This window comes from Altererythrobacter sp. C41 (assembly GCF_016803135.1).
GTDB lineage: Bacteria > Pseudomonadota > Alphaproteobacteria > Sphingomonadales > Sphingomonadaceae > Pelagerythrobacter.
The window spans coordinates 787,334-808,280 of record NZ_JAEVFE010000001.1; the positions used below are offsets into that span (position 1 = coordinate 787,334).

At 66.2% G+C, this 20,947-nt stretch carries 19 protein-coding genes; 6 read left to right on the forward strand and 13 right to left on the reverse strand.

The window, feature by feature from the left end; translation table 11 throughout:
• Positions 1-18: 18 nt before the first annotated feature.
• Positions 19-360 carry a hypothetical protein gene (locus tag JNO53_RS03750; protein ID WP_203107722.1) on the forward strand — a complete coding sequence of 114 codons (342 nt, stop codon included), beginning with the start codon at positions 19-21 and terminating at the stop codon, positions 358-360.
• Positions 361-684: 324 nt separating this feature from the next.
• Positions 685-1,389: a hypothetical protein gene (locus tag JNO53_RS03755; RefSeq protein ID WP_203107724.1), complete on the forward strand. Its 705-nt coding sequence runs from the start codon at positions 685-687 to the stop codon at positions 1,387-1,389.
• Here JNO53_RS03755 and lepA read toward each other — a convergent pair whose 3' ends face one another.
• Together lepA and JNO53_RS03765 are read right to left on the reverse strand one after the other, a co-directional pair.
• Positions 1,390-3,207: a translation elongation factor 4 gene (gene lepA, locus JNO53_RS03760; RefSeq protein WP_203107726.1), complete on the reverse strand. Its 1,818-nt coding sequence runs from the start codon at positions 3,205-3,207 to the stop codon at positions 1,390-1,392.
• Positions 3,208-3,264: 57 nt separating this feature from the next.
• Positions 3,265-5,814, reverse strand: coding sequence for an EAL domain-containing protein (locus tag JNO53_RS03765; RefSeq protein WP_338015291.1), 2,550 nt, complete (start codon positions 5,812-5,814; stop codon positions 3,265-3,267).
• A 410-nt stretch (positions 5,815-6,224) separates the two neighbouring features.
• Here JNO53_RS03765 and JNO53_RS03770 point away from each other — a divergent pair, with 410 nt between their 5' ends.
• Both JNO53_RS03770 and JNO53_RS03775 read left to right on the forward strand, forming a co-directional pair.
• Complete coding sequence (locus tag JNO53_RS03770) at positions 6,225-7,541, forward strand: FAD-dependent oxidoreductase (protein WP_203107730.1); 1,317 nt, start codon at positions 6,225-6,227, stop codon at positions 7,539-7,541.
• Between the two features lie 305 nt (positions 7,542-7,846).
• Positions 7,847-9,616: an N-acyl-D-amino-acid deacylase family protein gene (locus JNO53_RS03775; RefSeq protein WP_203107732.1), complete on the forward strand. Its 1,770-nt coding sequence runs from the start codon at positions 7,847-7,849 to the stop codon at positions 9,614-9,616.
• A gap of 106 nt (positions 9,617-9,722) precedes the next feature.
• Here JNO53_RS03775 and dnaN read toward each other — a convergent pair whose 3' ends face one another.
• The 5 genes from dnaN to JNO53_RS03800 form a co-directional block, all read right to left on the reverse strand.
• Positions 9,723-10,850 carry a DNA polymerase III subunit beta gene (dnaN, locus tag JNO53_RS03780; RefSeq protein WP_203107734.1) on the reverse strand — a complete coding sequence of 376 codons (1,128 nt, stop codon included), beginning with the start codon at positions 10,848-10,850 and terminating at the stop codon, positions 9,723-9,725.
• Positions 10,851-11,020: 170 nt separating this feature from the next.
• A complete protein-coding gene (gene fabG, locus JNO53_RS03785; protein WP_203107736.1) occupies positions 11,021-11,773 on the reverse strand; it encodes a 3-oxoacyl-ACP reductase FabG in 753 nt (250 codons plus the stop codon).
• Positions 11,774-11,820: 47 nt separating this feature from the next.
• Positions 11,821-12,213: a GxxExxY protein gene (locus JNO53_RS03790; RefSeq protein ID WP_203107738.1), complete on the reverse strand. Its 393-nt coding sequence runs from the start codon at positions 12,211-12,213 to the stop codon at positions 11,821-11,823.
• A gap of 32 nt (positions 12,214-12,245) precedes the next feature.
• Positions 12,246-13,181 carry an ACP S-malonyltransferase gene (gene fabD, locus JNO53_RS03795; protein WP_203107741.1) on the reverse strand — a complete coding sequence of 312 codons (936 nt, stop codon included), beginning with the start codon at positions 13,179-13,181 and terminating at the stop codon, positions 12,246-12,248.
• A gap of 24 nt (positions 13,182-13,205) precedes the next feature.
• A complete protein-coding gene (locus JNO53_RS03800) occupies positions 13,206-14,030 on the reverse strand; it encodes an LD-carboxypeptidase (RefSeq protein WP_203107743.1) in 825 nt (274 codons plus the stop codon).
• A gap of 54 nt (positions 14,031-14,084) precedes the next feature.
• Between JNO53_RS03800 and JNO53_RS03805 the strand changes: the two genes are divergently transcribed.
• Positions 14,085-15,512: a glutamate ligase domain-containing protein gene (locus JNO53_RS03805; RefSeq protein ID WP_203107744.1), complete on the forward strand. Its 1,428-nt coding sequence runs from the start codon at positions 14,085-14,087 to the stop codon at positions 15,510-15,512.
• On the opposite strand, the gene JNO53_RS03810 is transcribed toward JNO53_RS03805, so the two are convergent.
• The 5 genes from JNO53_RS03810 to rpsF form a co-directional block, all read right to left on the reverse strand.
• Positions 15,513-15,947: a GNAT family N-acetyltransferase gene (locus JNO53_RS03810; protein ID WP_203107894.1), complete on the reverse strand. Its 435-nt coding sequence runs from the start codon at positions 15,945-15,947 to the stop codon at positions 15,513-15,515.
• Positions 15,948-16,033: 86 nt separating this feature from the next.
• Positions 16,034-17,473, reverse strand: a complete 1,440-nt coding sequence (locus JNO53_RS03815; RefSeq protein WP_203107746.1) for an AMP nucleosidase — start codon at positions 17,471-17,473, stop codon at positions 16,034-16,036.
• A gap of 368 nt (positions 17,474-17,841) precedes the next feature.
• A complete protein-coding gene (rplI, locus tag JNO53_RS03820; protein WP_203107748.1) occupies positions 17,842-18,471 on the reverse strand; it encodes a 50S ribosomal protein L9 in 630 nt (209 codons plus the stop codon).
• Between the two features lie 13 nt (positions 18,472-18,484).
• Positions 18,485-18,709: a 30S ribosomal protein S18 gene (rpsR, locus tag JNO53_RS03825; protein WP_203107750.1), complete on the reverse strand. Its 225-nt coding sequence runs from the start codon at positions 18,707-18,709 to the stop codon at positions 18,485-18,487.
• Positions 18,709-19,074, reverse strand: coding sequence for a 30S ribosomal protein S6 (gene rpsF, locus JNO53_RS03830; protein ID WP_203107752.1), 366 nt, complete (start codon positions 19,072-19,074; stop codon positions 18,709-18,711). Before rpsF ends, rpsR begins: the two co-directional genes overlap by 1 nt.
• 203 nt (positions 19,075-19,277) lie before the next feature.
• On the opposite strand from rpsF, the gene JNO53_RS03835 reads away from it, so the two are divergent.
• On the forward strand, positions 19,278-20,216 hold the full coding sequence (locus tag JNO53_RS03835) for a DUF808 domain-containing protein (RefSeq protein WP_203107754.1): 939 nt from the start codon (positions 19,278-19,280) through the stop codon (positions 20,214-20,216).
• 140 nt (positions 20,217-20,356) lie between these two features.
• On the opposite strand, the gene JNO53_RS03840 is transcribed toward JNO53_RS03835, so the two are convergent.
• Complete coding sequence (locus JNO53_RS03840) at positions 20,357-20,845, reverse strand: YbjN domain-containing protein (RefSeq protein WP_203107755.1); 489 nt, start codon at positions 20,843-20,845, stop codon at positions 20,357-20,359.
• Between the last annotated feature and the right edge of the window lie 102 nt (positions 20,846-20,947).

The window sequence follows — 20,947 nt, forward strand, 5'->3', positions numbered from 1 at the left end:
TGTCGCTAGAATGGCGCCATGGCTGACAAAGCGATGGAAGACCTGTTCGGGCACGTTCCACAGAAGGGCGAACTGTTCGCCGAGCCCGTCGTCTATACCCCGCCGATCGAGCACACGCCCGAAACCATCCGCGCTCGCATGCACGAGCTCCTAGCCGAGGCGCGGGCGGCCAAGGTCATCCCGTGGACCCCACGCGACTTGCGCAGCCACACCGCGCTCTATCCCTACATGGCCGAATGGCTCAAGGGCGGCGAAGGCGACCGCCTGATGGCCGAATTCAAGGCCGAGATGGACCGCCTAAACGCGCCGCCGGATCAGGTGGCTCCGAATTGGCGCGAAATCTGGGGAATAGCCGCTTAGGTGGTGCGCCTTAGACCATTCCTGCAAGGGGCCACGAACCACTCTACCCTCAGTTGTCTTGAGCGAGCTATCGATTTTGTAGAACCTACTGAAGCGCTGTTTTGTTTCGCCTATTGCACGTCATCGGGATACACTGCGTTCCAGAACACGCTCGGCGGCAGAATCTGGAACCTTCCAACTCGATGGCTGCTAGGAATCGACTACGGTCGGTCGCAACCATCAGCGCTAAAGGAGATTAGCTCGAACCCCCGCACGACAGTCAGGATACATGACGGCGCGAACGTAGTCGCTCGCGCTGGCTTCTTTCCTCGGCAGGACTTTCATATGAAAGCTTGCTTTTTTCGCAACGCAAACACCGGCACGGCCAGCTTGTTGGCCGGCTCTGGAAATTTTTCGCTCAACGGTCTGTCGCGGAGTATCGAGTGTGGCGTAACGCTATCAACCACCACTCCGGCTGAGTATCAGAGGCATATCGAACCTCTGTTTCATGCTGCGGACGCGCTCTGGAATGCCGCGACCAATCTAAACGGCTTGCTGGCTCAATATCTGCAACTTTGGACTCCCGGGAGCGCGCCAAGATCGGGCCAAGCTCCGAGCCCGGCACAGCTTGCCCGCGGTGCCTATCAAAAATTTTGGATCGAGGTGGGCTATGTCACACGTAACCGTGGCGGTCGGGAAGGTAACCAATTCGATATGCCAAGAGGCGTGCACTCGTTCTTTGGCCTTCAGGCCGGGGCGAACCAAGCGCTCAACAGCACGATCGGGAATGTGACTTTCGTGGGAAATGGGCCGCCGCTTATCAGAGCTTTACGGCTTGGTAACAATTCGATGGAGAAGCTGACTTTGCCATTCCCCGAGGAGTACCCCTTTGGTACCTACAGTGGGAAGATCCTTGAGTTTACACGCCAGCCAGGCGGTTTCTCTATAGACGCTTATGAACTAGACGATTTCGAAAAGCTGCTTCGTCAGTCTCCTAGGGGCGTAACGTTGAAAATGGGAAGCGGCAGAACTTACGGATACCGTAACTAGCTACTCCTCCCCCATCCGCAGCGCCGCAATAAACGCCTCCTGCGGGATCGAGACATTCCCATACTCCCGCATCCGCGCCTTGCCCTTCTTCTGCTTCTCCAGCAGCTTCTTCTTGCGCGTGATGTCGCCGCCGTAGCACTTCGCCGTCACGTCCTTCCTCAGCGCGGCGATGGTCTCTCTCGCGATCACCTTGCCGCCGATCGCGGCCTGGATCGGGATCTTGAACAGGTGGCGCGGGATCAGGTCCTTCAGGCGCTCGCACATGCCGCGGCCGCGCTCTTCGGCGACCGAGCGGTGGACGATCAGGCTCAGCGCGTCGACCGGCTCGTTGTTGACCAGGATGTTCATCTTGACGAGGTCCCCCTCGCGCAGGCCGATCTGCTCGTAGTCGAAGCTGGCATAGCCGCGGCTGATCGATTTGAGGCGATCGTAGAAGTCGAACACGACCTCGTTCAGCGGCAGCTCGTAGGTCACCTGCGCGCGGCCGCCCACGTACGTGAGATCGGTCTGGATGCCGCGCCGGTCCTGGCACAGCTTGAGGATCGAGCCGAGGTATTCGTCGGGCGTGTAGATCGTCGCCTTGATCCACGGCTCCTCGATCCACTCGATCCGGTTGGGATCGGGATAGTCGGCCGGGTTGTGCAGCTCGATCGTCTTCGCCTCCTCGTTCTTCGTCTTGCCGAGGCGGATGCGGTAGACGACGCTGGGAGCGGTGGTGATGAGGTCGAGGTCGTATTCGCGGCTGAGGCGTTCCTGGATGATCTCCAGGTGCAGGAGGCCGAGGAACCCGCAGCGGAAGCCGAAGCCCAATGCGGCCGAGCTTTCCATCTCGTAGGAGAAGCTCGCGTCGTTGAGCCGCAGCTTGCCGATCGATTCGCGCAGCTTCTCGAAGTCCGCCGCGTCGACCGGGAACAGGCCGCAGAAGACGACCGGCTGGACTTCCTTGTAGCCGGGCAGCGCCTTGTCCGCCCCGCCCTTCACCGTGGTGATCGTGTCGCCGACGCGGGCCTGTTCGACTTCCTTGATCTGCGCGGTGATGAAGCCGATCTCGCCCGGGCCGATCTCGGGCAGGTCGACGCGCTTGGGGGTGAAGGCGCCGACGCGGTCGATCAGGTGCTGTGTGCCGCCCTGCATGAACTTGACCTGGAGGCCCTTTTTGATCGCGCCGTCGATCACGCGCACGAGGATGACGACGCCGAGGTAGGGGTCGTACCACGAGTCGACCAGCATGGCCTTGAGCGGGGCGTCGCGGTCGCCCTTCGGGGGCGGGATCTTGGCGACGATCGCTTCCAGCGTGTCCTCGATGCCGATGCCGGACTTGGCGCTGGTGAGCACCGCCTCGCTGGCGTCGATCCCGATGATGTCCTCGATCTCGGCGCGGACCTTTTCCGGTTCGGCGGCGGGGAGGTCGATCTTGTTGATGACGGGGACGATCTCGTGGTCGTGCTCGATCGACTGGTAGACGTTGGCGAGCGTCTGCGCCTCGACCCCCTGCGCGGCGTCGACCACCAGCAGCGCGCCCTCGCACGCGGCGAGGCTGCGGCTGACCTCGTAGGCGAAGTCGACGTGGCCGGGGGTGTCCATCAGGTTGAGCTCGTAGGTCTGCCCATCCTTCGCGGTGTAGTTCAGGCGCACGGTCTGGGCCTTGATGGTGATCCCGCGCTCGCGCTCAATGTCCATATTATCAAGGACTTGCTCGCTCATCTCGCGGTCGGTCAGGCCCCCGCAATGCTGGATCAGCCGATCGGCCAGCGTCGACTTGCCATGGTCGATATGTGCGATAATCGAGAAATTGCGAATATGGGCGAGATCAGTCATCCGGCGCCCTTAGCCGCGGCGGAGCGGCATGTCAGCTATCTGAATCGGGCCTTCGGGCTAGCCGGCGGCGGCGCGGCGTTCGTCCGTGCGGTCGGGCGGAAGGCGATCGTGGACGGCCAGGGTGGGCGGACCGCCGAGGTCGTCGAGGAGCGCCTGGTCGAACTCGACGCCCATGCGGTTGTCGAGGCACCAGCGGGCGGTCGCCTCGGCGGTCAGGGTGTCGGAAATGGCGATGCGGAAGCGGGTCCCCTCGGGCACGTTCCACAGCCCCTCGATCAGCGCGCCGCGGGCGGAGACGTTGCGGATCGTCCCGGCATAGTGCTGGCCCGCGTGCTCGAGCACGATCTTGCGCAGCATGGTCCGCCGCGGAGCGCGGGCGGAGCGCGGGCCCACGGCCTCCATCGCGAGGCCGGCGGCGAGGCGTTCGTCGGCATCCCGCGCGCTCAGCGGCTTGGAGTAGATGTACCCCTGGACATGCGTGCACCCATGCGCCCGCACCAGATCGAGCTCGTCGAGCGTCTCGACACCCTCGGCCGTGACGTCCATCCCCAGCGCCTGCGCCAGGCTGGTGATCGAGGCGATGATCGCGCCGTTGCGGCTGCCGGGCTGGGTCGCGCCGCGCACGAAGCTCTGGTCGATCTTGATCTTGTCGAATGGCGCCTTCTTCAGATAGCCGAGCGAGGAATAGCCGGTCCCGAAATCGTCGAGCGCCAGCCGCACCCCGATCCGCTTGAGCGCCGCGAACATCGCTTCGTTGTCGGCATCGTCGTCCAGGAACACGCTTTCGGTGATCTCCAGCTCGAGCCGCGAGGGCGCAATGCCGGCCTGGGCGACGGCATGGGTGATGATCGCCGGCAATTGCGGGTTGGCGAACTGGAGCGGCGAGACGTTGACTGCGCAGCGCACTTCCTCCGGCCATTGCGCGAGGGCACTGCAGACCGTGCGGATCGCCCATTCGCCGATCGTTCCGATCAGGCCGGTGTCCTCCGCGATCGGGACGAACTTCTCCGGCGAGAGCCACCCGCGCCGCGCATGGTTCCAGCGCAGCAGCGCTTCGAAACCCGCGATCTGCCCAGTCGCGGCATGGACGACCGGCTGATAGAACAGCTCCAGCCCGCCGTTGGCGATCGCATCGCGCAGATCCTGCTCCAGCGCACTGCGCTCCTCGGCGGCGGTGTGCAGATCGTTCGAATAGAAGTGATACCGCCCGCGCCCCGCATCCTTCGCAGCATAGAGCGACAGGTCGGCATTCCGGATCAGCGATTCGCTCGACAGCCCGTCGTCCGGGCAGATCGCAATTCCGATCGAGGAGCCGATCACCACCCGCTGCCCCTCGATCGAGTAGGGCTGCGAGAGCGCATGAATGATGTCCTGCGCCAGATGCGCCAGCCTCTCGCGCGCGACGCGGCCCGGCAGGATCACTTCGAACTCGTCGCCGCCGAGGCGCCCCACCTGGCCGCCCTGGCCGACGGTCCGCTCGAGCCGCTGCGCAACCTGCTTGAGCAGCGCATCGCCGGCGGGATGGCCGAGCGTGTCGTTGACGTGCTTGAAGCGGTCGAGATCGAGCAGGAGGATGGCGCACTCCCGTTCGCGCTCCTGCGGGCTGCCGAGGATCTTCTCCAGCGTCTGCGACATCTGGAACCGGTTCGCGAGGCCGGTGAGGGAGTCATAGCGTGCGAGGCGGGTGGCGTTCTCCTGGCTGCGCTTCTTCTCGGTCAGATCGGTGCCCGAACCGCGGAAGCCGCAGAAGTTGCGGAACCCGTCGTAGACCGGCCGGCCGTTGATCGACCACCAGCGCTCGCCGCCCGTCACTGCGGCTTTCACCGCGAGCTCCTGGAACGACGAGCGGGCGGACAGATGGAAGGTCAGCGTCCGCTCCCCTTCGCGATTCTCGTCGCCGAGGTCGAACAACTGCGAGAACGGGCGGCCGACAAGTTCCGCCTCGGCGCGCCCGAGCGTGAGCGCGACCGACGGGGAAAGGTAAGTCAGATTGCCGCGGCGGTCGGTTTCCCAAAACCAGCCCTGCCCGGTTTCCTCGTAGTCCTTGAGGATGCTTTGCGCACGGTCGCGGACGCGGGCCAGCGCCTCGCTTTCCTCCGCCTTCGCCCGCTCGAACCGGATCTGGTACGTCGCGACGATCGCACCAGCGAGCACGGCTATCGTAAACCCGGCATAGGCGAAGAACGAGCCGTCGACGATCGCCGCAGGCGCCCAGCAGCCGATCTTGCTGACGAAGGCGAGCACGATCCGGCCGCTCATCAGCGCGGCGAAAAGGATGTTGATCGTCACCAGCCCGGCCACCCCGATCCGCCAGTCGAGCCCGCCGTGGTACATCCAGTCCGCAAGTCCGAGCCCGACCCAGGCGGCGGAAAGGCCGACGAGCCCGATGCCGAGTGCCTGCTTGAGCCGCGGGGATCGTTCGGCGGCGTCGCCCCACACGTTGAGCGTCTTGCCGGCCGCGGCGCAGGCGACGGCGAAAACGGCGGAGATCGCCGTCAGCACGGGCGGCAGCGTCAGCGTGACCATGCCGGCGAGCACGAATGCGGAAGCGATCGCGACCGCCATCCAGGTCAGCGTGGGCGGAACGACCGGCGCCGGCGCCGCCAATGCGGATACTTTCGCTCGCTTGGTTTCGCGCCGGTCGCGTTCGACGCGGCGCTCGGGATCGAGCGAAGATGCCCCGCTCCCGGCAGCGCGCGATGCGCCGAGGGGCAAACGCCGCCGCGCGGCCCCTTCCGGTTCCGTCCCCCCCTTGACTGGCGCTCCACCCATGCGGGAAACCTACCCGCGATCCCTTGAAAAATCAGTTAACCCTGCACCTGCCGACGCTGGCGGATCAGGCGGCGGAGTCTCCTTGCCAACACAATGCGGGCCGGGCATGACTCTGCCGGCGAACATTGCTGCCGCGGAGAAGAGGATGGCAGAATCCAGAACCGCGCCCGGTCCCGGCTCTCCGCCGCTCGGGAACGCGGTCCGACGGCAACAGCTCCCCTTTCTTGCCGGAGTGCGACGCTGACATGCACCACATCGCGATTATCGGTTCGGGTCCCGCCGGGTACTACACCGCGGAAGCCGCGCAGAAGCATTGGGGCGACGACGTCCGCATCGACATCTTCGACACACTGCCCGTCCCCTATGGGCTGATCCGCACCGGCGTCGCACCCGATCACCAGTCGATCAAGGGCGTCAGCCGCCGCTACGAAGCGACCGCGCTGAACGAGAACGTGCGCTTCGTCGGCAATGTCACCGTCGGCAGCGACGTCAGCATGGACGAACTGCGCGAGCTCTATGATGCGGTCGTCCTTGCTACCGGCGCGCCGAACGATCGCCCGCTCGGGATCGAGGGGGAGGATCTCGGCAACATCTTCGGCAGCGCGGCCTTCGTGGGCTGGTACAACGGCCATCCGCAGTTCGCCGGGCTCGATCCAGACCTGTCGGGCAGGAGCGCCGTCGTCATAGGCATGGGCAACGTCGCGCTCGACGTCGCGCGTATTCTCGCCAAGACCGAGGCCGAGTTCGCAGGGGCCGACATCGTGGCGCATGCGCTCGATGCGTTGCGTATCTCCAGCTTGCACATGATCACGATCGTCGGGCGGCGCGGGCCGCACCAGATCATGATGACGCCCAAGGAACTGGGCGAGCTCATGCACCTCGACCGCGCCACGCCGCGCGTCGATCCCGGCGATCTTCCGGACGAGGCGGACGACGCGATCCTGGAGCCGGGGCTGCGCAAGTCGGTCGCGCATCTCAGGAGCTTCGCCGCCATTCCCGAGAGCGAACGCGCGGACAAGGCGATCGAGATCGACTTCGACATGTTCGCCTCACCGCTCCGCTTCCTCGGCGAAGGCAAAGTGACCGGGCTGGAGGTCGAACGCACCAGGGTCGAGGCCGGCCGGGCGACCGGCACGGGCGAGACATACGTGATCCCGGCCGATCTCGTGGTCAGTTGCATCGGTTATCGCAGTTCCCCGATCCCCGGCGTGCCCTTCGACGAGCGCGCCGGACGCTTCGCCAACGACGAAGGGCGCATCCTGCCGGGCATCTACTGCGTCGGCTGGGCCCGGCGCGGGCCGACCGGCACGATCGGCACCAACCGTCCCGACGGCTTCGGCGTGGTCGAGAAGATCGCCGAAGACCTGAGCTCCGGCGCGCTCGGCGCGGGAGGCAAGGAAGGGCGCACCGGATTCAATGCGCTCGCCGAACAGCGCGGGCTCGACATCGTCACCTTCCGCGACTGGAAGAAGATCGAGGAAGCCGAAGCAAGGGCCGCCCGCGAAGGCGCGCCGCGCGAGAAGTTCGTCGATATCGAGGCGATGATCCGGGCGAGAGGATAATTTCACGCGGCGATGTAGAGGGAGGCGGGTTCGCGCAGAGCCCGCAGGGGACGCAGAGAGACAAGCACCGCGTTCCCCGGTCGTGTCATCCGCGCGAAAGCCGGGATCCATCTTCACGCGGGAGGAGCTGGGTCCCCGCTTTCGCGGGATGACAAAAATGAGGTGCTTGGCGCTCCATCCTCTGCGCCCCCTGCGAGCTCTGCGCGAACAAAACCCTTCTTCTCCGCCTCTCCGCGTGAACCCAGGCCCACTGGACTCACCAGTTGCGATATGAGACCTTCCTCCCCGGAGAGAGGAGCCGCACAATGCCCGCATTCGACCTGATCATTCGCAACGGCACCATCGTCGACGGCACCGGCGCGGAGCGCTTCACCGGCGACGTCGCGATCAGGGACGGTCTGATCGTCCAGGTCGGCACCGTCCACGGCGACGCGGCAGAGGAGATCGACGCGGCCGGCAAGATCGTGACGCCCGGGTTCGTGGACATTCATACCCACTACGACGGGCAGGCGACGTGGGACCAGGAAATGGCTCCATCGAGCTGGCACGGCGTCACCACGGTCGTCATGGGCAACTGCGGCGTCGGCTTCGCGCCGGCGCACCCCGATCGCCACGAGTGGCTGATCGGACTGATGGAAGGGGTGGAGGACATTCCCGGCACTGCGCTCGCGGAGGGCATTACCTGGGACTGGGAGACCTTCCCCGAATATCTCGACGCGCTCGAAAAGCTGCCGCGCACGGTCGATGTGGGAACGCACGTGCCCCACGGCGCGGTGCGCGCCTACGTGCTCGGCGACCGGGAACAGCCGGGCGCTGTCCCGACCGAAGAGGACATCGCCGCGATGGGTCGTATCGTCGAAGACGGCGTGCGCGCGGGCGCGCTCGGCTTCTCGACGAGCCGCACGGTGATTCACAAGTCGGTCGACGGCGAGCTCGTCCCCGGCACGACCGCGACGCCCGAGGAGCTGGTCGCGATCGGGCGCGCGATGGGCCGTGCGGGCCACGGCGTGTTCGAGATGGCGAGCGATCTCAACCGCGAGTGGAACGAGTTCGACTGGATGGGGAAGCTGAGCCGCGAAACGGGCCTGCCGGTCACGTTCGCCGCGCTACAGTCGATCGCCAAGGAACTTCCGCTGGCAGAGCAGATCGCGACCATGCGCGCCGAGAACGACAACGGCGCCAACATCGTCGCGCAGATCGCCTTGCGCGGCAACGGCATCATCATGGCGTGGCGCGGCACCGTCCACCCGTTCCGTTTCCGCCCGAGCTGGCAGGCGATCATTGACCTGCCATGGGAGGAGCAGAAGGCCAGGCTGCTCGACCCGGCGTTCAAGGCGCAGCTATTGTCCGAGGCGAACGATTTCTCCGGCGCGCCGCAGGACATGCTCGGTCTGCTGATGATAGTGGTCGCCGGCTGGACGATGCAGTTCGAGATGGACGAGGACTTCGACTACGAGCCCGGCCCCGAGGCGAGCGTGCAGGCGCGCGCCGCCGCCGCCGGAATGAGCTGCGAGGAATATGCCTACGACATGCTCTGCCGCGACGATGGCGCGGGCTTCATCTACCTGCCGATCCTCAACTACGCCGACGGCAATCTCGACTTCCTCGAGGCTCTGCAGCAGGCCGAGGACACGGTGAACTCGCTCTCCGATGGCGGGGCCCATTGCGGCACGATCTGCGACGCGGCGAGCCCGACCTTCATGCTCCAGCACTGGGTGCGCGACCGCAGGCAGGCCAATCATCGCTCGGGAGGGCGCATAGCGCTCGAACACGCGATCAAGCGCCAGTGCGCAGCTACAGCCCGTCTCTACGGCCTGGAGGATCGCGGCGTGATCGCCCCCGGCTATCTGGCGGACCTCAACGTGATCGACCTCGACCGGCTGAAACTCGGCAAGCCCTGGCTCGCCTTCGATCTGCCGGCGGGCGGCAGGCGCTTGCTACAGAAGGCGGAAGGCTACGTGGCGACGATCAAGAGCGGCGTGGTCACCTTCCGCGACGGCCAATGGACCGGCGCGACGCCGGGAGGCCTGATCCGCGGCCCGCAGCGCGCGGCAATGCTCGAAGCGGCGGAGTAGCCGAAGCTCCACCAAAAGGCTTCGTCATCCCAGCGAAAGCTGGGATCGCTCTCCGCCAGGTCGGACATTGCTGCACGCGATCCCAGCTTTCGCCGAGGTAACGCCCCTACACCCGCATCGGCATCAGCACGTAGAGCGCCGGGCTGTTCGCATCCTGCCGGATCAGCGTCGGCGCGCCGGCGTCGGCCAGGTGCAGTTCCACGGTGTCGCTGTCGATCTGGCTCAGGATGTCCTTAAGGTAGTTGGCATTGAAGCCGATCTCGAACCCCTCGGCCGCATAGTCCGCCGGCACTTCCTCGGCCGCGGTGCCGTTGTCGGGCGAAGTGACCGAGAGCGTGACCTTGTCGTTCTCCAGCCCCATCTTCACCGCGCGGGTCTTCTCGGTGGCGATCGTCGCGACGCGGTCGACGCCTTCGTAGAAGCTCCTCGGATCGAGCTTGAGCAGCTTGTCGTTGCCGGTCGGGATTACGCGGCTGTAATCGGGGAACGTGCCGTCGATCAGCTTGCTGGTCAGCACCACCCCGCCCTCGCCGCCGAGGGTGAAGCGGATCTTGCTCGCCGACAGGTCGACCTGAACATTGCCGTCGAGCGCTTCCTCGAGCAGCTTGCGCAGTTCCGCCACGGCTTTGCGCGGCACGATCACGTCCGGCATGCCCGCCGCGCCTTCGGGCTGCGCAATGGTGAAGCGCGCGAGCCGGTGGCCGTCGGTCGCCGCGGCCTTGAGCACCGGCTTGTCCTCGTCCGACACGTGCAGGAAAATGCCGTTGAGGTAGTAGCGCGTTTCCTCGGTCGAGATCGCGAAGCGGGTGCGGTCGATCAGCTCGGCCAGGGTCTTGGCCGGGATCTCGAAGCTCGTCGGCAAGTCGCCTTCGACGATCACCGGGAAGTCGTCGCGCGGCAGGGTAGGAAGCTGGAAACGGCTCCGCCCGGCCTTGACCGTCATGCGGTTATCGGCGGTCTCCAGGCTCACCTGGCTCCCGTCGGGCAACTTGCGCGCGATGTCGAACAGCAGGTGCGCCGAAACCGTGATTGCGCCCGGCGCATCGACCGAGGCCGCGGCCATGTTCTCCACCACCTGCAGGTCGAGGTCGGTCGCCATCACCTTGAGCGATCCGCTCTCCCCCGCCTCGATCAGCACGTTCGAGAGGATCGGGATCGTATTGCGCCGCTCCACCACGGACTGGACGTGGCTGAGGCACCTCAGGAGCGTGGCACGTTCGATAGTGGCCTTCATCGCGTATCAATTCCCCCATGCGCGCCCGCCGAAAGGTTCGGGGCCGGAATCGCCCGCGAGCGCCGGAAAGTGGCGATTATCCTTAGTGACGAGGCGTGACGGGGCAAGAACGAATGGCCCCGCGCGCCGATTCCTTGGGGATAAATCCGTGATCCGGGCCGACCCCGCGGTCAGGACATCATCGCCATGCCGCCATTCACATGCAGCGTCTGCCCCGTGACGTAAGCCGCCTCGTCCGACGCGAGGTAGGCGACCGCGGCACCGATGTCCTCGCCCTCGCCCATGCGTCCCATCGGAATGCGGGCGTTGAGCGCGTCCTTTTGCGCGTCGGGAAGCTGGTCGGTCATCGCGGTGCGGATGAAGCCGGGGGCGACGCAGTTGACCGTGATCCCGCGGCTCGCGAGCTCCTGCGCCAGGCTCTTCGACATGCCCACGAGCCCCGCCTTGGCCGCCGCGTAGTTCATCTGCCCCGGATTGCCGGTCGCACCGACCACGCTGGTGATGCTGACGATGCGGCCGTGCCGGGCCTTCATCATCGGCCGCGCGGCTGCGCGCATCAGGCGGAAGGCGGCTTCGAGATTGATCCGCATGACCGCGTCCCACTCATCGTCCTTCATCCGCATCGCGAGGTTGTCGCGCGTCACCCCGGCATTGTTGACCAGAATGTCGATCTTGCCGAGCGTGTCGACCGTGGCGGGGATCAGTTCCTCGACCTGCGTGGTGTTGGAAAGATCGCAGGTGATCTCGACATGGTCGCCGCCGACCTCCTCGTTGATCTGCTCGCGAAAACTGCGCAGCTTCGCACTGTTCGACCCGCTGAGCGCCAACCGCGCACCTTGCCGCGCCAGCGCATAAGCGATCGCCGAGCCGATCCCCCCGCTGGCGCCGGTAACGAGGGCGGTCTTTCCTTCGAGCGAAAACATCTTTTTCTCCGATTCGAGTTCGCGCAGAGGCGCAGAGGCGCAGAGGGTCACTGCGGAGATTTGTAATCGTTCACGAGGCGGCGAATTCCCTCCTTCATCGTCTCGTGAGAAAAGTTGAGAAGCAGCCCTACGGGCTGTCGCGTCAATCGCAAATAGGTAAGCAGTTGCTTGGCGTGGGCGCGATTGAAATTCTCGACCGATTTGATCTCGACCACCAGTCGATCCTCGACCAACAAATCGATTCGGAATGCAGCCGGAAAGCTCATCCCGTCGAATACTATGTCGACCGGCACCTGCCGGTCGACCTTATACCCGCTCCTCTCGAGAAACGCGGCCAAGACCGTTTCATACACCGACTCGAGCAAACCAGGACCAAGCTCCCGATGAATGCGAATGGCCGCATTCACCACATCGCCGCTCATCTCGTCGATTGATCTCATCGCCTTCCCCCTCCGCGCCTCTGCGCGAACCCCTAAATCTCCTTCGCGAGCGCTTCGATGTCGGCCATGGTGATGGCGCTGGTCGTTCCGGCTTCCTTGTCGATGCGGCCGATCATCGGGGCAAGGACCTTGCCGCCCAGTTCGACGAAATGCTCGATGCCGGCGCGGCGCATGGCGAGCACGCTTTCGCGCCAGCGGACCCGGCCGGTGACTTGCTCGACCAGCAGCCGCTGCTCCTCCGCCGGGTCTGTTACCTGCTCAGCGGTGACGTTGGCATAGAGCGGAAGGGTGAATGCGCCGGGCGGGGTCTTCGCCAGCGCCTCGGCCATGGCGTCCGCGGCTGGCTGCATTAGGTCGCAGTGGAACGGAGCGGAAACGGGCAGCAGCACGCCGCGCTTGATCTCGAACTCCTTCACCAAGGCGACCGCGCGCTCGATCGCGCCCTTGTGCCCGGAGAGCACGACCTGCCCCGGGTCGTTGTCGTTGGCGACCTGGCACACCTCGCCCTCGGCAGCGGCCTCGGCCAGCGCCTGCGCCTTCTCCAGATCGGCGCCGAGCAGCGCGCACATCGCGCCCTCACCCACCGGCACCGCCGCCTGCATCGCCTGCCCGCGCAGCTTGAGCAGTCGCGCCGTATCGGCGAGCGAGAACGCCCCGACGGCGCAGAGCGCGGTATATTCACCGAGCGAATGGCCAGCGACGCAATCGCCCTTGGCCGCCAGCGCGACGCCGAACTCGCGTTCCAGGACGCGCAAGGTGGCGATGGCATTCGCCATGATCGCCGGCTGCGCGTTCTCGGTCAGGGTCAGCGCGTCTTCCGGCCCCTCGCGCATGATCTTCGACAGGCCCTGCGACAGCGCCTCGTCGACTTCCTCGAACACCTCGCGCGCGGCGGCGCTGGCGTCGGCGAGCTCGGCGCCCATGCCGACTTTCTGGCTCCCCTGTCCGGGAAAAACGAATGCACGCATGTCAGTCTCCTTCGGCGGCGCGGCTTATGAGCGCGCGGCGCGGCCCGCAAGGCCGAACGGCACGATCTTGTTGTCCGCGTCGTGCCCGACATCGGCGAGGCCAAGGTACGGGATATCCGCTTTCGCGCACCAGTACTGCGCGATCTCCTCTGCACTCGCCCCGAAAGGCCGGTCGTTCTCCGGAACCTCCGAAACGCGCCCCAGGCGCAGGCCCGCGATTCCGCGCAAATGCTGGCTGACATGGAAGAACAGCCGGTCGACGGCATAGAGGTGCTCGGACACTTCCTCCACCATCACAACGTGCCCGGCGAGATCGGGCATCAGGTCGGTTCCGCAGAGCATCGCAAGCGTCATCAGGTTGAATGCCGCCGAGGGGCGCCCGTCGAGTGCTCCTTCGAGCCCCTCGCCGCCGCCGGCCAGCCAGTCCAGCGCGCGCCGCACCGCCGCCCCGCCGCCCTCCCGCCGCACATCGGCGACCATCGGGCCATGGGCCGGCCGTCCCACGCCGGCGCGATAGAGCGCCGCCAGCAGATAGCCGGTGTCGGAATAGCCGAGGAACGGCTTGCCCTGCGCAGCGGCCTCCATCCGCGAGACTGCTTCCGCCGCGATCCGGTTGGAGCCGTAGCCGCCGTGCGCAAACCATACCGCGTCCACCGCGGGATCGTTCGCGCAGTCGAGCACTGCAGCGAGCCGCGCCTGGTCGTCGCCGGCGAAGTGCCCGTGACGGGCAAAGCATTGCTCGTGGAACCGAAGCTCCACGCCTTCGAACTCATCCGCGATCGCGAGCACCGCATCGGCGTGCTCCCGCTGGAGCGGCTTCCCGGGCGCGCAAATGGCGATGCGTGTCATGCGTGAGACCTAGCGAGCTTGTATCGGCCTGCACAACTGAATACGCAGCGGGCAATGGACGATATCCCCACAGCCGACGAGCTTTTCGCCCGCCCGTTCTTCTTCTGCGGGATCGGAGGCTCCGGCATGCTGCCGCTGGCGCAGATCGCTAAGGGGCGCGGCGCCGAAGTTGCGGGGAGCGACCGCAGCCGCGATCAGGGCCGCACGCCGGAGAAGTTCGCCGCGCTCGAGGCCCAGGGCTTCGCGCTCCATCCGCAGGACGGCAGCGGGATCGTGTCAGCGGAGCAGATCCTCGTCGCCTCGGCCGCGATCGAGGATACGGTGCCCGAAGTGGTGCGCGCCAAGGAGCTCGGCTGCCTTAGGATGTCGCGGGCAGAGCTCAACTCGATCCTGTTCAACACCAGCGGCGCCGGCCTCGCGGTGGCGGGCACGAGCGGCAAATCGACGGTGACCGGCATGCTCGGCTGGATCATGCACGCCGCGGGCCGTGACCCGACGGTGATGAACGGCGCGGTGATGAAGAACTTCGTCACCCCCGAACGCCCGAACGCCAGCGCGCTCGTCGGCGGGCGCAGCATCTATGTCAGCGAAGTGGACGAGAGCGACGGGTCGATCGCGCTCTACCGCCCGGCGGTCGGCGTGCTGCTCAATGTCAGCCTCGACCACAAGGGCATGGACGAATTGCGCCAGCTCTTCGGCGACTTTCTCGCCCGTAGCCGCATCGCCGTGATCAATGCCGACGACGCCGAGGCGCTCGCGCTGCTCCCGCACGCGAACGAGGTCATCACGTTCGGCATCGATCAGGAGAAGGCGCAGATCGGCGTGGTGCCCGGCTCGATCGCCGAAGGGCCGCTGCGGCAGGCGGCCATGATCGTCGACCGGCACGATGGCAGCGAGCACCCGCTCACGCTGGCGATGCCCGGCAAGCACAACCTCTCGAACGCCCTCGCGGCCATCGCCGCCGCGGCCGCCGCTGGCGTGCCGGTCGCGGCGTCGGTTGCGGCGCTTGCGGAGTTCAAGGGGCTCGCGCGGCGGTTCGATCTCGTCGGCGTCAGCGCCGCGGGCATCGCCGTGATCGACGACTTCGGCCACAACCCCGAGAAATGCGCGGCGACCCTGCGCACCCTGAAGGCGCACGAAGGGCGCGTGATCGCCTTCTTCCAGCCGCACGGCTACGGCCCCCTGCGGCAGATGGGCGCCGAGCTGGCCGAAACCTTCGCGCGCGAGCTCGGGCCCGAGGACTGCACGATCCTGTGCGATCCCGTCTATTTCGGCGGAACGGTCGACCGGAGCGAAGGCAGCGAGCGGATCGTGCGGCTGATCGAGGCCGCCGGCGGTCATGCCGAATACATCCCCACGCGCAAGGCCTGCGGCGACCGCATCGTCTGCCTCGCCCGGCCGAACGACCGGATCGTGGTCATGGGCGCACGCGACGACACCCTGACGGCCTTCGCGCGCGAACTGCTGGAACGGCTGGGGTAGCTAGAGCGTCCGGAACATCACCAGGGCGTCAACGGGGCCGAGGCCCGGATGGTCGAACGCCAGCGGCAGGCGGCCGACGATGTCGAAGCCCAGCGTTTGCCACAGCCGCACCGCGCGTTCGTTGGAACTCACGACGAAGTTGAATTGCATCGCCCGGTAGCCTTGCGCCCGCGCATGATCGAGCGAGTGGAGGCACATCTGCCGCGCGACCCCTCGACCGGCCGCATCGGCCGCGGTCACGTAGCCACAGTTGCAGACATGGCTGCCGCCGCCCGCCTGGTTCGGGCGCATGTAGTACGTGCCGAGGATGCGGCCGTCGTCCTCGGCGACGAAGGCCTCCGTGCCCGCGCGCGTCCAGTAGGCGAGCGCGGCCCCTTCGCTCATGTCGCGGTCGAAAGCGTAGGTCTCGCCCGCGCGGATCACCGGCTCGAGCATGCTCCAAATGGCGGCGTGATCTTCCAGGCGGGCCCGGCGTATTTCGACTGAACGGGCGGACACATCCGCGCCGGCAACGGCACCCGTCACCGGAACGGCGGCTCGTTGAAGGCGCGCAGCTTGCGCGAGTGCAGGCGGTTGCCCTCCTCGCGCAGCAGGCGGCAGGTGGTAACGCCGATCTGCATGTGGGCGGCGATGGCCTCCTCGTAGAACTTGTTCGCCTGCCCCGGCAGCTTGATCTCGCCGTGCAGCGGCTTGTCGGAGACGCACAGCAGCGTGCCGTAGGGAACACGGAAGCGGTAACCCTGCGCGGCGATGGTCGCGCTTTCCATGTCGATCCCGACCGCCCTGCTGAGCGAGAGGCGGCGGGCGGACTGGGTATAGCGCAGCTCCCAGTTGCGGTCGTCGGTCGTGACCACTGTGCCGGTGCGCATGCGGCGCTTGAGATCGGCGCCGTGAGTGCCGCTGACTTCCTCGGCCGCCTTGGCGAGCGCCTGCTGCACCTCGGCGATCGCCGGCAGTGGGATCTCCGGCGGGAGCACGGGGTCGAGCACATGATCGTCGCGCAGGTAGGCGTGGGCGAGAACGTAGTCGCCGATCTTCTGGCTCGGGCGGAGGCCGCCGCAGTGACCGATCATCAGCCATGCCTCGGGCCGCAGGACGGCGAGGTGGTCGCAGATCGTCTTGGCGTTCGACGGGCCGACGCCGATGTTGACCAGCGTGATCCCGCCGCGGTCTTTCCCGATCAGATGGTAGGCCGGCATCTGGTGACGGCGCCAGGCGGTGTCCGATAGCTCGACGCGTGCATTCTCGCGCGGGGTTTCGAGGTAGAGCCCGCCGGCTCCCGCAAGCGCGGTGCACTCGTCGTTGCCGAGCTGCTCGCCCGCCCAGTCGACGAACTCGTCGACGTAGCGGTGGTAGTTGGTGAAGAGGATAAAGCGCTGGAAATGCGCCGGGTCGGTCCCGGTGTAATGCGCCAGCCGCGCGAGGCTGAAGTCGGTTCTGAGGCCGTCGAACAGCGAGAGCGGGATCGGATCGCGGGGCGCGCCGAGTTCGATCCCGTCGGCCAGCTCGTCGCCGATGTCGGCCAGTTCGGTCGAGGGGAAATGGCGCGCGAGTTCCTGCGGGCTGATGCCGGCAAGCTCCGCCCCCGCCTCCCCGTCGAGCACATAGGGGAAAGGGATTTCCTGCCGCGACGGCGCGACTTCCAGATCGACGTCGTAGTCGCTGGTGATCAGCCGCAACTGCTCGGCGAGGTAATCGGCGAACAGGCGCGGGCGGGTGACGGTGGTGGCGTAGGTGCCCGGCATATTGAGCCGTCCATAGGCGCGGCTGCGGTCTTCGGGGCGGGTGCCGCCGCGAAAACGCAGGCGCAGTTCGGGATAGGCGTAGCTGCCGTCGCTGCGCTTCTCCGGCTTGGGCAGCGTGCCCTCGCGCCCGAAGGCGATGATGTCGGCGCGCAGGCGCTCGACCGCTTCGTCATAGAGGCGGGTAAGGTCTTCGATGATCTTTTCAGGTGATTCCATCGATGGCCATTAGCGCCTGTTGCGTGACAATTCCAAGTCCTGCTGGGTGTCACACGGAGACGCGGAGGGAGTTGTTTTCGCGCAGAGTGTGCAGAGGACGCCGTGGTGGGGGGCGGAGGGGCGTCACATCCTTTAATCGTCATCCCAGCTTTCGCTGGGACGACGAGGGGTTTTTGGAAGCTGCTCCTCTGCCCCCTCTCCGCCGCCCCGCTCTCCGCGTCCTCCGCGGGCTCTGCGCGAAAATAACCTCGCGCCTCTGTGCCTCTGCGAACGCCCCTCTTCCTCAGCCCCCGGCGCGAATCCAAAGCAGGCACGAAAAAGGGCGCGACCTTCGCAGGCCGCGCCCTCTTTTGTCCTGTCGGTGCGGATCAGCCGTTGGCTTCGTCCGCAGCCTCGCCTTCGGCGGGGCCTTCCAGCATGTCGGCCGGAATCTCGCCCGGCTCGAGGGTCGGATCGATGGCGTTGGCCTGGGCCATTTCCTCGATCTCGGCCTGCTCGTCGGCGAAGAGCTGCGCGAGCACGTCGACGCCCTGGCGCTGCAGTTCGGCCTCGTCTTCCGAACGGGCGACGTTCGCCTTCACGGTGACGTGGACTTCCGGGTGCAGCGCGACGGTGACGTCGTGCATGCCGAGCGTCTTGATCGGGTGACCCATGATGACCTGGCGCTTGTCGATCTCGTGGCCCTGCTCGGCAAGGCCCGCAACGACGTCGCGCACGTTGACCGAGCCGTAGAGGTGGCCGGCGTTGGACGAGGCGCGGATCAGCACGATCTCGACGCCGTCGACCTTCTCGCCCTGCTTCTCGGCGTCGCCGCGGCGCTCCGCGTTTTCCTTTTCCAGGCGTTCGCGGTTGGCCTCGAAGACCTTCTTGTTCGCTTCGTTGGCGCGAAGGGCCTTCTTCTGCGGGAGCAGGAAGTTGCGGGCGTAGCCGTCCTTGACGGACACGACGTCGCCGATGTTGCCCAGGCTTCCGATGCGTTCGAGGAGGATGATATCCATGTTCAGTCTCCTCTTACTTCACGATGTAGGGCAGCAGGCCGATGTGGCGCGAACGCTTGATCGCCTTGGCGAGTTCGCGCTGCTTCTTGGCGCTGACGGCGGTGATGCGGCTGGGGACGATCTTGCCCCGCTCGGACATGAAACCCTGGAGCAGGCGCACGTCCTTGTAATCGATCTTCGGCGCGTTCTTGCCCGCGAACGGGCAGGACTTGCGGCGGCGGAAAAACGGACGGGCCATCAGTCGCGCTCCTCACGTTCGGAGCGACGCTTCCGGTCGCGTTCGTTCTTGCGCATCATCACGCTCGGGCCGCTCTCGTGCTCGTCGACACGGATGGTCATGTAGCGGATGACGTCTTCGTTGATGCGGGTCTGGCGCTCAAGCTCTTCCACCACGGCGCCGGGGCCTTCGATGTTGAGCAGCACGAAGTGCGCCTTGCGGTTGCGGTCGATCTTGTAGGCAAGGGACTTGAGACCCCAGGTCTCCGTCTTGGTGACCTTGCCGTCGTTCTTCTCGACGATTTCGGTGGCGGTTGCCGCCAGCGCGTCGACCTGAGCCTGGCTCAGATCCTGGCGCGCGAGAAAGACATGCTCGTAAAGAGCCATGCTTCGCTTCCTTCACTCTGTAATGCCGATCGCTGGCTGATCCGCGGGATTGCGGGGCCCCTCCGGCTTTCTTCCATTTCCCTGCCCGGAGACAGGAAGGCGCGCACATAGCGGCATCGGCGCGGAATGCAAGGCATAACTGGGGCTTGTGCGGCAGGAACGGAGGCGGCAGGGCAGCGTAAAGCTGCGAAACAGGAGATTCCATGCCCGGCGGATTGGTAGCGCTTCTCGACGACGTTTCCGTGATCGCGCGCGCCGCTGCGGGTTCCATCGACGATGTCAGCATCGCGGCCGGCAAGGCCGGATCGAAAGCCGCCGGCGTGGTGATCGACGACGCCGCGGTGACCCCGTCCTACGTCACCGGCCTGTCGCCTGCGCGCGAGTTGCCGATCATCTGGAAGATCACCAAGGGCAGCCTGAAGAACAAGCTGCTGATCCTGCTCCCCGGCGCCCTGCTGCTGAGCCAGTTCCTGCCGGCCGCGATCATCTTCATCCTCATGCTGGGCGGCGGCTTCCTCAGTTACGAGGGCGCCGAGAAGGTGATGGAGAAGCTGGGCGGCGAGAAGCACGGCAAGACGCTGGAGGATCCGATCGCGGATCCGGTGGCGTTCGAGCAGCAGCGCGTCTCCGGCGCGATCCGGACCGACCTGATCCTTTCCGCCGAGATCATGGCAATCACGCTCAACGAAGTCGCGGTCGAAACCTTCCTCGTCCGCGCGGGCGTTCTCGCACTCGTCGGCGTGGCGATCACGTTCGTGGTCTACGGTGCGGTGGCGCTGATCGTGAAGATGGACGACGTCGGCCTGCACTTGTCGGAGAAGAGCTCCGCGTTCGCGCAGGGCGTCGGCCGGTTCCTGCTGCGCGCGATGCCTCGATTGCTTACCGCCCTCTCGCTGATCGGCACGGTGGCGATGCTGTGGGTCGGCGGGGGGATCGTCCTCCATGGCCTCGCAGAGCTCGGCGTCGCGCAGCCCGAGCATCTGGTCGAGGACATCCGGCACGCCGTCGAAGCGGCCACGGGCGCTCTGGCCGGTGTGACGGGGTGGATCACCTTCGCCGGACTGTCCGCCCTGTTCGGCCTCGTCCTCGGCGCGGTGATCGCCTTCGTCCTGCACAAGGTGCTGCGGATCGGCGGGCACTAGAGCGGAAAAAACGCGCCCGCGCTGAGGCTCGCAAAAGCCAGCGCCCTCGGCAAATCACCCGCCCATCGCAGCGAGCATCTTGGAAATCTGGCGGATTTTCCCTCGCGGCAAGCCCGGCTCGCCGCATTACCGAACGTCGGCTACTCGGCCGTCTCGTCGGCGAAGGCCTCGCTTCGCGCCACGTCGATCGCGTCACTGAAGCCGAGCACGCTCGCGAGGAACACCGGGGCGGGAATGCCGTCGCCGGTGATCACGTCCCACTCGATGTAGGGATCGCCCTCGTCGTCCAGATAGGTGCTGCTGAAGCGGTAGGTGCGCGCCAGCGCCATCGCCTTCTCGGCGGTCCAGGGCTCCTTGCGGTCGAATCCCGCGGAGAACTGCACCGCGTCGCAGCCATCGTGGGACGTTTCGTCGCAGCCGTAGAAGTAGATTCGGGTCGACCAACCGGAAAGCTCGGTCACGACAAGTGGGTCGCCCGCGCCGTCCTCGGTGAGCTCGGCATCGTACCCGGCTGCCTTCAGGGTATCGACGATCCCCTGCGGGTTCTTGGCCGTCACCATGGCCTCGCCGGCCTGGGCGCCAAGCGGCGCGGCAAGGACGAGCGCGCTTGCTGCAAGCAGTCGTTTCATACGGTCGGTTACCCCCTGGAGTCGAACGCCGAGATTGGCGGGAATCGGTTGTCGAGGCAACGTCAAAGAAGCGGGCAACCTTCCGTTCCCGTCACCAGCGAA